Here is a 13,154-nt window from a genome sequence, read left to right as displayed (position 1 = left end):
CAAGATTTAGCCTACTATTTAAGGCAAGCTGGGGGGTGGACATACAATCATAATAAGGATCCACAATGAAACTCAATCCCCTGCTAATCGGTATTGCTGCGGCTTTGCTCGTCGGCTGTAATTCAGATAAAGATAACAATGACACCACAGCTCCCGTTGTTACCCCTGACCCAGATCCAGTTGTAAAAGTAGATATTCCTGCATTTTCCGAAGGCAATACGTTACAAGCGAATGTGCGATGGACAACCTATGGTGTACCCCATATCACAGCAGCTAATTTAGAGAGTTTGGCGTTTGGAGCAGGGTTTGCATATGCAAAAGATCATGCTTGCTTATTAATGGACCAAATTATTAAAGTGCGAGGCGAACGCTCAAAATACTATGGCCCAGATAAGGTTGCTGGAAGTGGAGATTCACAGCACTTAATATCAGACTTTGGTTATAAAGCATTAGGAGTGAATGAGTACGCACTGCAACATTATGATGAACTCAATGAAGACAGTCGCGCCCACTACGAGGGGTTTGTACAGGGGTTTAATAAATACGTAACAGACACCGGTGTTGAAAACCTTGCTCCAGAGTGTGCATCGCAACCTTGGGTTACTCAACTAACAGCACAAGATATGCTTGCCTATTCAATGGCTACCGTGCAGTTAGCCAGTTCAGCTAATTTTTTAGAGTTAGCTTTTTTTGCCAACCCTGGGGATAGCAATGAATATTTACCTGTACCAATGAGCGGTGCTCCTTCAGCTGTTTCTAGTATCACTAACAACATTGCTCAGCAAGCTGCGCAATTTAAACTTGAAAAAAAATATAAACATTTGGGTTCAAACGGTTGGGGCCTAGGTAAAGACATGATGGCCAATGGCAAAGGAGGATTACTCGCTAATCCACACTTTCCTTATGAGGGAAATTTGCGGTTTTGGCAGTCTCATTTGACCATACCTGGTGCTATGGATGTAATGGGGGGGAGCCTTCAGGGAATGCCGGGCGTTATTAATATTGGCTTTAATGAGCATGTAGCTTGGACGCATACTTTTTCGACTGCGCGTCACTTTTTAATTTATCAATTGGCTTTAAATGAAAATGATAGAATGAGTTATAGTGTTGAAGATGAGCAGTACTCAATTACTGAAAAAGTCGTTACTGTTGAAGTGGCTACTGGTGCTGGCAGCACAATTGAGTTGAGCAAGCCCTTTTATTATAGCCATCATGGATTAATGCTCGAAACACCTGTAGAAAATGGCTTAGGTTGGAGTGATACTCAAGCATTTACGATAAAAGATGCTAACGAATTTAATATGGATGTCGTTGCTCAGTGGTCGGCTTTAAACCAAGCTGTAAGCCTTGAAGATATGAAAGCAGCCTTTGCTGAGTTTGATGGTGTGTCTTTCAATAACACCATGGCAGCAGACAAAGAAGGTAATGTCTTTTATGTTGACGATAGCACGGTTTTAAAGCTTGACGATCAAGCGAACTTAGCCATTCGATTACAACCAGAGCTTGTTGCTTTGAGAGAGTCCGTCGGCTTTGACATTGTTCCTGGCAATATGAAGCTATTTGAAAGCCAAGGCAAAGTACCATTTAACGAAGCGCCGCAATTAACACGCACAGATTATGTACAAAATTCTAATGACAGCTATTGGGTTACTAATCTTAACGAGCCACTCATCGGCTTTGCGGCTCAATATGGTGATGTGCATAAACCCCTATCACTAAGAACAAGAATGGGATTGAAGCTTCTTCAGCAAGGAGGAGGCGAAGATGCTAAATTTACCTTGGATGAGTTAGAGCAGGCATTAGTTGGTAATCACTTTTACCTTGAGAGTTTAGTGTTTGAAGAGCTGGCATTACAATGTTTTGCACAAGGGGACTTACCAATTGAATTAAGTAACGGTACGCAAGTTGATATCAGCCAAGCATGTGATTTATTAGCTAATGCCGATGGTAAAATGAACTTAGATACGCAAGGTGCTGCTTTATTTCGCGAGTTTGCGCACTTATTTAACGCAAAAGAGCATCTTTATGACAATTTTGATGTGACTAACCCTGCTAATACGCCAAATACATTACGCAAAGATAAAGTTGCTTTAACTGCATTGGCACATGCTGTTTATAATTTACAAGCAAATAATGTTGCACTGGATAGTCGCTTAGATGAATTACAGTTTGTCGAAAAATCACTTGCCGGTGGCAGTGGCTCAGGTGAAAAGCTACCTTGGGCTGGTCCTATGCATGTGGAAGGTGGGTTTAACGTGTTCAGATATGATCGCAGTAACTTAACGCGTTCAACACTAATCCCTTACACGGATTATGCTGTTCTAAATGATGCTGTGACGGGTAAACCTCTTGCATCAAACTTAACGCCGCAGGGATACCCTGTTAATTATGGCTCTAGTTGGATGTTTGTAATGAACTTTACAGAAAATGGCCCTGAGGCAAAAGGTTTGTTAACTATGTCACAAAGTTCAGACTCACATTCAGAACATTTTGATGATCAAAGTCGCTATTATTCTCAGTCGGCTAAACTTAGACCTTTACTTTTTAAAGATGAAGATATTGAGCTTAACCTGATTGATGAAGTCGACCTGTCAATGACTAAGCAATAAAAGGTACTTTTTCAGCCAGTCTGATCTGGCTGGCTGAAATTTCTGCTTTATAAGCAATCACTTCAACCCCTTTTTTTATAGCTTCAGTCAAAAGCTGGGCATATTTCGGATCGATATGTTCTGCTGCACTTACTTGATTGATACCGTCGTGTAAAATTGCAAAAAGCAGAACGGCACGATGCCCTTGCTGTACCATTTCTACTAATTCCCTGACATGTTTTTGGCCACGTTCAGTTTTTGCATCCGGAAAATACCCTTGTCCGGAGTGTGGTTCTGTTTGTGAAAGTAATGTCACAGATTTTACTTCTACATAGCAATGGGGTTTATGTTCATCTGTTAGTAAAAAGTCGATACGGCTATTTTCTTGGCCGTATTTTACTTCTGCAGCAATGGTTTGATAGTCAACAAGTTCAGCAATCGCGCCTGTATTTAAAGCTTCTAGCACAACCTGGTTTGCAATAGCGGTATTAACACAAATTAAGTGGTCGAATTGGTTCTGAGTTAATTGCAAGGATTGAGGGTACTTACGTTTAGCATTATCACTGGTTGAATAAAAAGCCTTAAACCCAGGCTCTGCGCAGCCCGTCATTTTGCCTGTATTAGCACAGTGAGCTGTAAACTCTGCGCCATCGGCAGTTTTTAAGTCGGCTAAAAAGCGCTTGTAGCGCTTAATTAAGGTGGCTGATTGTAATGCAGGAGTAAACTTCATGACTCTACCTGATTGGTTTTTCTTTATTGTAAGTGATTCATTACGCGGATTAAACCACACTTCATAACGCTATTTATCGCAAGCTGTTGGGAACTGACGTTGGCTGTAGTAAACTCAATCAACATTTTTAGCGCAAAGAGTATTCTAACATGTCAGAAAAATTTCTAGTTCAACTTAGCGAGCAGGGCGCTGCCGCACATTGGGGCGAAAAAGCCGCTCTTTCTTTTACTGAACAAGGCGCAACTGTTCATTTAACTGAGCAAGATACACTTAAAAACGTACAAAAAGCAGCACGTACGTTAGCTAATCAAGGCTTAAAAAATATTGCTTTAGTTGGCGATGTTTGGTGCACAGAAACACAGTGGGCTTTTTATCAAGGTTTTGTATCACCAAAGAATTTAGACGCAATTGAGTTTGTTGAAAATGCAAAAACAGACAGCAAAGAGCTGACTTCGTTAAAGCAAGCTGCGACGTGGGCTCGTCAAATGATCAATGGCACTGCGGATGATATTTTCCCAGAGAGCCTTGCTGGTAAAGCTGCTGAGTTTATTCAGTCATTAGCGCCTGAGCACGTAAGCTACCAAATCATTAAAGGCGATGCTTTATTAGAGCAACAATGGATTGGTATTCACGCGGTAGGCCGTGGTAGTGAGCGTCCACCGGTATTATTGGCATTAGATTACAACCCAACGGGCGACGAGAACGCACCTGTTGCTGCCGCTTTAGTTGGTAAAGGCATTACCTTTGATTCAGGTGGTTACTCAATCAAAGCAAGTGAAGGCATGTTAGGCATGAAGTGCGACATGGGCGGTGCTGCTACAGTAACTGCAGGCTTAGCACTTGCTATTAGCCGTGGTATCAACAAACGTATTAAATTGTTCTTATGTTGTGCTGAAAACTTAATTTCAGGTCATGCCTACAAACTTGGTGATATCTTAACGTATAAAAATGGCACTACAGTTGAAATCGTTAATACCGATGCTGAAGGCCGTTTAGTCCTAGCTGATGGCTTAATGGCTGCAGGTGAGTCTGGCGCGCCATTAATCATTGATGCGGCAACACTAACAGGCGCTGCGCTTGTTGCTGTTGGTCAAGAGTACAATGCATTGTTCGGTCTTGATAAAGAGCTTGTACGTGACGTACAAGACTTTGCAGAGCAAGAAATGGAAGCTGCATGGCCATTACCACTTGAAAAATGGCATCAACAAAATTGCCCGTCGCCATATGCAGATACCGCAAATAGCCGTCCTCAAAAAGGTGGTGGTTACGGTGGTGCTTCTAATGCGGCTGGTTTCTTATCACGCTTTGTACCAAATGAAGGCAAAGGTTGGGTGCACATTGACCTTGCTGCTGCATTTAACATGGGTAGCACAAGCGAGTGGGCTGCAGGCGCAACAACACAAGGTATGCGTACCGTTGCAAGAACTTTACTAGAAAAAGCGTAAGCAATTTACTTTTTCTGTAGCTAATTAAAAGCCCCTTAACTTTATCTAAGTTAAGGGGCTTTTTTGATCTAAAGGGGAATTTTACAAACTGATACAAGCTTTTTTGAGTAAATTAGTATAAAATCCCGCCCCACATTTTCTCATCCTGTGGTTAGTTTTTATTAAATTAGCTACACTAGAATGATCATTTCACACTGGGGTCTCTATTTATGTCAGATAAGTGCTATATCACTGCGCAGCAGCTTCTTGAAGATTCATTTCGTGTTGCGGCACAAGTTTATGAAGATGGTTTCCGTCCTGATTTCATCATTGGTATTTGGCGTGGTGGTGCTCCAATTGGTATCGCAGTTCAAGAATATTACGATTATAAAGGCATCGAAACTGACCATATCGCAGTGCGTACTTCTTCGTATTACGGTATTAACCAGCAATCTAAAGAAATTAAAGTTCACGGTTTGCATTACATCATTGAAAATGCCAATGCAGATAACTCATTACTAATCGTTGATGACGTGTTCGATTCTGGCCGCAGTATTTTTGCATTAAAGGAAAAGCTTTCGGAGTTAATGCGTTTAAACCTACCACGTGATATTCGCGTTGCTTGCCCATACTACAAGCCGAAGAACTCAAAAGTAGACATGGTGCCAGATTACTTCATTCATGAGTCTGAAGAGTGGCTTGTGTTCCCTCATGAGCTTTCAGGCCTAACGCCAGACGAAATTATCGAAGGTAAGTCAGATTTAGCTAATATTCATGATTTACTTTTAGAAAAGTAAGTTTGAATACCCTTGCAGTTATGAGTGTGTCCTACACTTATAACTGCGCAAAACTATCGACGTAATCACTAAGCTTGTCGATATCTACTACTTGTAAACCTTGATTACTTCGCTGCACTAAGCCTTTTTCAACTAACTCTGTAACGACGCGTCTATATGCTCTTTCGGTGGTAGCAAAGCGCTCAGCTTCAGCATTTACGGTAGGGTAGGCACGCAGTAACGTTGGGTTGCTGTTTTCAGCTCTTAATAAGCAATCTTTAGCTATGTTGTAGCTAAGTGGTAATAGCAGCTTATCTAAGTTTATTTTTTGGTTTTCTTGGAATTTAGCGGCAATTGTTTGCGCTGTGTACAAGCTTAACTCTGGCTTTTCTAACAGTAGTGCGCGCCAATGCTTGAGCTCTATTAGGTTATAGCTTACATCGCTAAAGCACGTAACTGTATAAATACACGGATAGTTATTCAGAGCTTCAATTTCACCTATCAGTGTGTTGTTACAATCAAGCTGGCCTAAAAGAAGGCGTCGGCCATTACCCACGTCATAGCTGAACGACACTGTGCCGCTTCTCACTAATACGAGTTTTGACAAGGGTTGATCTTGGTGGATCAGCACCTCTTTTTTAGCTTGTTGAAAACTGCTGCCAGCAAATGTCAGTAATTGGTCAACAAGATAGCTTGAAAAATGATATTGAAACATTAACGCCGCTCTTCGGACAATTGTCCTATTTATTACATCTTAATGACGTTAGCATTAAGATTCTAAGAATTTACGCTAACTTGCTAGTAAGGTGTTTCACGTTACTGATACCTTCATTTCCCGTGTAATGATTTTAAAGCCAAGGTTATTCTTAAGCTTTACAAGGTTTTTAGTAAGTTAGCTTTTTTATTTTATTGTCAAAATAGCACAGAGTGCGTCAAAAAAAATGACAAGCTCCAATGCTAACCTAAAGCCTAGGAGAGAACAATTGAGTTGGGAATATTTAGGCTATTTAGCGTCAGCACTGTTGGTTGCTTCTTTGACAATGAGCGATGTAGTAAAACTACGTTGGCTTAACTTAGCAGGGTGTATTGCATTTACCTTCTACGGATTAGCAATAGGAGCCGTGCCCGTTGCCTTCACTAATGGCTTACTGGCGTTTGTGAATATTTACCACATCGTTAAATTAAAGCGTCAGCAAAAAGCTGACGCCGAGTAATATTATTCCTCTTTTTTATATTTCAGCTCGCCCGCAATCCAAGTTTGCGTCACATTTATATCGTGGATCTCTGAGATTGGCGCTTTGTAATAGTCTTTATCAATCAAAATAAAGTCAGCCCATTTACCTTGCTCTAAACTGCCTAACTTAAACTCTTGATGTGCAGCATAAGCACCACCTAAAGTAAATGCACGCAAAGCTTCATCACGCGATAGCAGCTCTTGTGGTCGCCAGCCGCCTTCTGGTAATTGATTATGATCCATTCGGGTGATGGCCGAATATAAACCATCAAATGGGTTAGCAAGCTCCACTGGAAAGTCAGAACCCGCTGCAATCACTGAGCCTTGTGCTAAAAAGGTTTTCCAAGCATACGCCCCTTCAAGTTGTTTTTCAGTCAGGCGCTGCTCAGCCATATGCATATCAGAGGTTGCATGAACAGGCTGCATTGATGGAATAATTTTTAATGTTTTGAAGCGAGGAATATCTTCAGGAGTCACGATTTGTGCATGTTCAATTCGGTTACGAAGTAAAATACCACCGGTTTTTTTAAATACATTTTCATAGGCATCGAGTACTACATGATTGGCTTTATCACCAATTGCATGAGTGTTTGCACTAAAGCCATGGGAAAAGCTTAGGTTAAATAGCTGCTCAAGCTTTTCTTGAGTTTCAAGCATTAAGCCATGATGATTTTTACGATCAGCGTACTCTTCAATGAGGGCTGCGCCTCGACTGCCTAAAGCACCATCTGCATATACTTTGACACTGCGAATCGACAGCATGTCATTCATGTCTTTATATTTGCCCGCTTTGAGCATGGTTTCTAATTGAGGATCGGCAGCACTTAGCATGGCTACGATTCTGACAGGAAGAGTACTTTGCTCAGAGCGCTGCTTGTACACTTGCCACGTGTCGTAATCGATACCGGCATCATGGGTTGATGTGATGCCTAAACTTAGTAGATGTTTACCTGCATTATCTAATGCTGTATTTATGCTGGCATGGCTTACTTTTGGTATATGCTGAGTAATAAGCGTTTCGGCTTTATCAATGAATACCCCTGAAGGTAAGCCAGAATCTAGCTTTAAAATTTCACCGCCAGCAGGAGAGGGAGTTTGTTTGGCAATACCTGCAAGTTCCATGGCTTTTGAGTTAACCCACACAGCATGACCATCAACGCGAGAAAGCACCACAGGTTTGTCTTTTACGTATTTGTCTAAATCAGCTGCAGTTGGAAACTCACCGCCAGGCCATTGCTCTTGGTTCCAACCGCGACCAATGATCCAACTTTGTTTATCTTTGGCAAATTCAGCCAGCATTTTGCCAACCTCATCTGCCGAGCGCGTATTCCTTACATCAAGTTGTGAAAGATTATTACCTAAACCAATAACATGGCCATGAGCATCGACTAAGCCAGGTAACAATGTGGCTTGCTTGCCATCAATTGTGGTGGCGTCAGGGAAGCTATTTTTAATTGAATCATTGCCCGTTTTTATGACTTTACCGTCTTTAAAAACTAGTGCAGAAAAGTGTTGGGTTTCGCCTTTATAGGTAGGCGTATAGCCATTTACATTATAAATAACAGTGGTGTTGGCAAAACAGCTAAGTGAAGCTGTTGCGAGTAAGCTGATGATGAGTTTCATAATCTTCTAATAGTTTTTATTGATTTATGAAAACAGTATCAGAGTTGCAGTAAACTGCAACTCAGCAGAGATTAATAGTTAACTATAACTCTTTATTTGCTCGCATAAATCTTAAACTCATTGAGGGATAATTTATTATCTTTATCACTGTCGTAATTTTTAAATCGCGACCACAGAGCTGGGTCTCTCGCAGACTCTGAGCGAGTCAGGTAACCATCGTCATTACGATCAAGTTGTTTAAATTTTTCACCAATACTATCTGCAGCAAAACTCATTGTGCTAAATGCACAACTTAAAACTAGGCTGGCAAAGGTTAATTTTGACATTACTTTAACTCTTGTTTGTTAAATAGTGTTTAAACTCAAGGAGCGAGATTTGTTGATCTTTATCTGTATCCCACTGCGCTATGCGTTTTTGCAAGTGCGGTTGCGATGACAGTTCCTGCTCAGATAAAAAGCCATTTTTATCTTTATCTAGGTGATCAAAGCGTTGTTTTACGTCCAATGCTAAGCTATTGAAGCTTATAGTAATTAAGGTGCATGGAGCAAGCCAGAAAATTCTCATAATTGCCTCCTAAATAAAAGTGCTTGCCATAATTTAACTCCCAAAATTTAAATCCGTTTACACATTCCCTCTGGGATTATGGCAAGCACTTTAAGCCGTTAAGGTTTGAATTTTTCAAACTCTTGTTCAGACAAAACCTGATCGCCGTTTTCATCCAGATCGGCAAATTGCTTAAGTAAGTTATCGTGTTTGGTTGCTTCAGTTAATGAAATCTCGCCATCGGCATTTGTATCAAATTGAGCAAATCTAACATCCATTTGTGATGCTAAAACGGTGGCGCTGATAACTAAAAACATCAGCGAGAATGCAGCTAAAAGTTGTTTCATTACAATCTCCTATTGAATAAACGACTGAAACTCAGAAAATGAAATTTGGCCATTTTGATTACTATCAATTTGCGTAAAGTTGCCGTGCAACAAGGCATCTTCAGATGCTTCTGCCTCACTCAAAAAACCATTGCTGTCTTTATCTAGCTCATTAAATGTTGTCTGCAAATCAAGTGCGTAACTATGAACTGAGAACAGACTTATAAGCAGGGTGGCTACCGGGGCCGTTACTTTCATTTTGTGTCCTAAATAACTAATTTGCTTAGTACTAATCAAAATCAGTGCCAATATTAAAAGTTATTAATTATCAGGTGGTTATGGTTTTTGTGTGGTTTTGAATGCGAAATAGTTACAGGGTGTTGTGTCTTTTTTGCAACGATTTTCAGGTGTTAAAAGTTTATCTATTTTATTTCAATGAGTTAGTTTGTTGCCAAATAGCAACTTTGTATCGGTTTTTGGGGGGAAATCAGTACTTTTTAAGGTCGGATTCAGCGAGTGTCTAAGTTTGTTCACTAATAATCAGCATCTGCAATTATGTTGAGAGTGAATATGCAAAATAAAGTAGCGATAAAAATAAAACAGTTACTCAATTGGCGACCTAGTCTTATTGGCCAGTTTGTTTGTAGCATTTTGCTGTCTTTACTACCGTTATCTTTGGTGGTGATTTTATTTTTAAATGCGCTTAATAAGCAGCTTGCGGTGACTCAAGAAATCGTTGGTGACAATTACGAGATAACTAAAGCATTTAATAACCTCAAACAAGACTTAAACAGCCTAGAAAGGGCAACTCGACAAAACTGGGTGCTTAAAAGTGAATCCCTCGATAGCTTGATTGCCAACAAGTGGCAATCGTCATTGCAAAGTGTTGATGAGCTCATTTTCTTAAGCCCAACCGCTGATTATGTCTCGCAGTGGCGGCAATTGGCTGAGGTATTACAATTTGCGCATCAGCATTTATTAATAGAACAAAAGCAAGATGGTGAGCTGTTTGCACCCGCTAGTAAGCTTATCAGTGAGCAAACAAATTGGCTCAAAGAGCAAAATGAATTGCGCATCACAAAAAATCAGCAGCAATTAAAAGCACTTCAAGCTTCATTTATTAATTGGTTAGTTGCGTTAATTCCACTCACGTTATTGGTCGGGGGCGGCTTTCTTTGGCGGATCAGCGGGCGGCTCAGAGAACTCACACATGTGATTGATAAACTTGGACAAGGTCACTGGCAGCAAAAAATTCAAGTTCGCGGCTCGTCAGAGTTAGTTGAATTAGGTAATAAATTAGAGTGGGTTCAAGCGCAGTTACATATGCTTGAGCAGCAAAAAGATACGTTTTTACGCCATGTGACACATGAATTAAAAACGCCCCTAGCTTCGATGGTTGAAGGCACAGACTTACTCGCAGATGAAATTGTTGGTCCTATCAATAGCGAGCAACAAGCCGTTCTTGAGCTAATAACGCAAAGTATGGTGCGACTCAGAGCCATGATTGAAAGCTTATTGAGTTACAACGCCATTCGCACGAGTAAGCAAAGCCTAAGCGAGCTTAATTTTAACTTGATGATGAATAAAATTGAGCGTCATTTTGAGCACCGATTATCAGCGCGTGACTTATCCATTGTGTGGGTGAACGAGTTACCAAATAAAGCCTTGTTTATCTCAATTGAGCTACTTGAAATGGTGCTCATTCAGCTGACTTCAAATGCGCTAAAGTTTTCGCCAGAACATGAGTCAGTGACAATAAAAGCAAGCTTAAAGCAGGGACAGTTAATTTTGAGTGTCAGCGACTTAGGGGTAGGGATAGAGGATACAGAAAAAGCCGCTGTGTTTGGGGCTTTTTACCAAGGTAAGAATGCAAAACAACATACTGAAATGGGCAGCGGGCTTGGTTTAACCATAGTTAAAGAAACCGTTGAACAATTAAACGGTAAGCTCTCTATTACTGATAATGAGCCGCAAGGATGTGTATTTACAGCCATTTTACCAATTCAATTAACCCAAGGAGTTAACTGATATGGGCTTAGCGAATAAAGCCAGTTTTATGCTTGTTATAGGCACACTTTTTATAACAGGGTGCACGATCACGCAAAAGCATGTTGAGGCAGAGCAAATAGAGCCGACAGCAGATGTGAAATCTCAAGGGCAACCTAATCCAAAGCCTCGGCCGAAAAGTGAGCCGTTATACCCGCCTGCAAGTACAGTCATTGCTTGGCATGCTGCCAAGTGCGGTGGCTTTAAAGCAAGCTCTGATAAAGCAAATTATGTTGGCGAAAATGAGCTAAAGCGTCTGTTTGAGTCGATTTGTTTACTCGGTGCTTCAGAGCCAGAAAAAGCTCTTAGTCAGCTTGAAAAAAGTGATCACGCTTTTTATTGGCCAGATGATATTAAGCAGTATCTATGGTTACAAAAGCAATATTTACAACAGAATTTAGCAGCAAAACAAGCTAAGCAGGCGCTAAGTGATGAAATGGAAAAAACCTTATCGTCGCTTGCGACTATCGAACAACAACTTCTGCTACGTGAAGAAACCAAGGAGCAGTAACCATGAATGAAGTAACAAAACCACGGGTTTTATTAGTAGATGACGATGCGAGTTTATTAAAGTTACTGGCGATTAGAATTGAGTCTAAAGGCTATTTGGTAAGCACAGTCGAAAGTGGCATTGAGGCATTACAAACGTTAAAAAACCAAACCTATGATGCGGTGATCACTGACTTAAGAATGGATGAAATGGACGGCATGGCTCTACATCGCCAGTTACAAAGTCGTTACCCTTCAATGCCGGTGATCATGATGACAGCACATGGTTCGATACCTGATGCAGTGGAAGCGACGAAGCAAGGTATTTTTGCATTTATTACCAAACCAGTTGATAAAGATGAGCTGTTCGACAGCCTTGCTAAAGCTATTGAGATCCATGGTGTACACGGTGATGAAACACCGACACAAACAAATATTGTCACCCGTAGCGGCGCGATGTTGCATTTACTTGAGCAAGTTAAATTGCTTGGTCCAACGCAAGTGAATGTGTTGATCTCCGGTGCTAGCGGCACAGGTAAAGAGCTGCTTGCACAAGCGATACATCAACATAGCCATGTTAGTGATGGGCCATTTGTGGCAATTAACTGTGGCGCTGTGCCGGGGGAGCTTTTAGAGTCTGAATTGTTTGGGCATAAAAAAGGCGCGTTTACAGGCGCAGTAAAAGACCATCAAGGTTTGTTTCAACAAGCTCAAGGTGGGACCCTTTTTCTGGACGAAATTGGTGATATGCCGCTAAATTTACAAGTAAAGCTGCTGAGGGTTTTACAAGAGAAAACCATTCGTCCTGTAGGCTTTCAAGAAGAAATCCCAATTGATGTGCGGGTGGTGTCAGCGACTCATAAGAACCTCCCAGAGGCAATCAATAATCAGCAGTTCCGTGAAGATTTATATTACCGATTAAATGTGGTGAACTTAAAACTGCCTCCGCTTTGTGAACGCCGAGAAGATATTAGTTTGCTAGCACAGCATTTTGCAGGTCTAATTGCTAAACGTATGGGGCAAGAGCAAAAGCAGTTTGCCAATGATGCGATGCATGCTTTGGTGCGCTATGATTGGCCGGGTAATATCCGTCAATTACAAAATGTGATAGAGCAGGTAGTAGCCCTTACACCTGGTAAAGTGATAGCTGCTCAGTTAGTTGAGAGTGCATTAAATAGTAATGTTAGTATTGCTGAGCCACTTTCGTTAAATGATGCAAAAAAAGAATTTGAGCGAGATTATTTAATTAATACGCTGAAAATGTCAGCGGGTAATGTTGCCGAAGCCGCAAAGCTTGCGAAACGTAATCGCTCAGATTTTTATAAATTAATCAAAAAGCACAACATTAATGTTGAAAGCTTAATATAAGGAAAAA

At 40.9% G+C, this 13,154-nt stretch carries 14 protein-coding genes; 7 read left to right on the top strand and 7 right to left on the bottom strand.

Features of this window, described 5'->3' with window-relative positions:
- Positions 1-65 precede the first annotated feature (65 nt).
- Positions 66-2,609, top strand: a complete 2,544-nt coding sequence (locus CWC02_RS03105) for a penicillin acylase family protein (protein WP_138616382.1) — start codon at positions 66-68, stop codon at positions 2,607-2,609.
- Here the strand turns inward: CWC02_RS03105 and sfsA are convergent.
- Positions 2,599-3,318, bottom strand: a complete 720-nt coding sequence (sfsA, locus tag CWC02_RS03100; protein ID WP_138616380.1) for a DNA/RNA nuclease SfsA — start codon at positions 3,316-3,318, stop codon at positions 2,599-2,601. The genes CWC02_RS03105 and sfsA overlap by 11 nt on opposite strands.
- Positions 3,319-3,467: 149 nt before the next feature.
- On the opposite strand from sfsA, the gene pepB reads away from it, so the two are divergent.
- Together pepB and CWC02_RS03090 are read left to right on the top strand one after the other, a co-directional pair.
- Positions 3,468-4,763, top strand: coding sequence for an aminopeptidase PepB (pepB, locus tag CWC02_RS03095; protein ID WP_054551182.1), 1,296 nt, complete (start codon positions 3,468-3,470; stop codon positions 4,761-4,763).
- 209 nt (positions 4,764-4,972) lie between these two features.
- Positions 4,973-5,539 (top strand): phosphoribosyltransferase, encoded by a 567-nt coding sequence (locus CWC02_RS03090; protein ID WP_138616378.1) that lies wholly within the window; start codon positions 4,973-4,975, stop codon positions 5,537-5,539.
- A gap of 37 nt (positions 5,540-5,576) precedes the next feature.
- On the opposite strand, the gene CWC02_RS03085 is transcribed toward CWC02_RS03090, so the two are convergent.
- Positions 5,577-6,233, bottom strand: coding sequence for a Crp/Fnr family transcriptional regulator (locus CWC02_RS03085; RefSeq protein WP_054551184.1), 657 nt, complete (start codon positions 6,231-6,233; stop codon positions 5,577-5,579).
- Between the two features lie 268 nt (positions 6,234-6,501).
- Here CWC02_RS03085 and CWC02_RS03080 point away from each other — a divergent pair, with 268 nt between their 5' ends.
- Positions 6,502-6,732 (top strand): YgjV family protein, encoded by a 231-nt coding sequence (locus CWC02_RS03080; RefSeq protein WP_054551185.1) that lies wholly within the window; start codon positions 6,502-6,504, stop codon positions 6,730-6,732.
- Positions 6,733-6,734: 2 nt separating this feature from the next.
- Here CWC02_RS03080 and CWC02_RS03075 read toward each other — a convergent pair whose 3' ends face one another.
- The 5 genes from CWC02_RS03075 to CWC02_RS03055 all read right to left on the bottom strand — a co-directional run bounded on the left by CWC02_RS03075 (position 6,735) and on the right by CWC02_RS03055 (position 9,502).
- Entirely contained in the window at positions 6,735-8,375 is a 1,641-nt protein-coding gene (locus CWC02_RS03075) for an amidohydrolase (protein WP_138616376.1), read from the bottom strand.
- Between the two features lie 92 nt (positions 8,376-8,467).
- Positions 8,468-8,701, bottom strand: a complete 234-nt coding sequence (locus CWC02_RS03070; protein WP_138616374.1) for an EF-hand domain-containing protein — start codon at positions 8,699-8,701, stop codon at positions 8,468-8,470.
- Positions 8,702-8,705: 4 nt separating this feature from the next.
- A complete protein-coding gene (locus CWC02_RS03065; RefSeq protein ID WP_054551188.1) occupies positions 8,706-8,939 on the bottom strand; it encodes an EF-hand domain-containing protein in 234 nt (77 codons plus the stop codon).
- A gap of 98 nt (positions 8,940-9,037) precedes the next feature.
- Complete coding sequence (locus CWC02_RS03060) at positions 9,038-9,265, bottom strand: PLC family EF-hand domain-containing protein (protein ID WP_138599601.1); 228 nt, start codon at positions 9,263-9,265, stop codon at positions 9,038-9,040.
- A 9-nt stretch (positions 9,266-9,274) separates the two neighbouring features.
- Complete coding sequence (locus CWC02_RS03055) at positions 9,275-9,502, bottom strand: EF-hand domain-containing protein (protein ID WP_054551190.1); 228 nt, start codon at positions 9,500-9,502, stop codon at positions 9,275-9,277.
- 312 nt (positions 9,503-9,814) lie between these two features.
- Between CWC02_RS03055 and CWC02_RS03050 the strand changes: the two genes are divergently transcribed.
- The 3 genes from CWC02_RS03050 to CWC02_RS03040 are packed head-to-tail and all read left to right on the top strand — an operon-like array spanning position 9,815 to position 13,147.
- Positions 9,815-11,272: a HAMP domain-containing sensor histidine kinase gene (locus CWC02_RS03050; RefSeq protein ID WP_138616372.1), complete on the top strand. Its 1,458-nt coding sequence runs from the start codon at positions 9,815-9,817 to the stop codon at positions 11,270-11,272.
- Position 11,273: 1 nt separating this feature from the next.
- Complete coding sequence (locus CWC02_RS03045; protein WP_054551192.1) at positions 11,274-11,801, top strand: hypothetical protein; 528 nt, start codon at positions 11,274-11,276, stop codon at positions 11,799-11,801.
- A 2-nt stretch (positions 11,802-11,803) separates the two neighbouring features.
- Positions 11,804-13,147 carry a sigma 54-interacting transcriptional regulator gene (locus CWC02_RS03040; RefSeq protein ID WP_063527941.1) on the top strand — a complete coding sequence of 448 codons (1,344 nt, stop codon included), beginning with the start codon at positions 11,804-11,806 and terminating at the stop codon, positions 13,145-13,147.
- Positions 13,148-13,154: the final 7 nt, after the last annotated feature.

Source organism: Pseudoalteromonas sp. S2721 (assembly GCF_005887425.1).
Classification (GTDB): domain Bacteria; phylum Pseudomonadota; class Gammaproteobacteria; order Enterobacterales; family Alteromonadaceae; genus Pseudoalteromonas; species Pseudoalteromonas simplex.
Note: the sequence above shows the minus strand (reverse complement) of the source record. Positions and strands in the feature narration are given on the sequence as shown.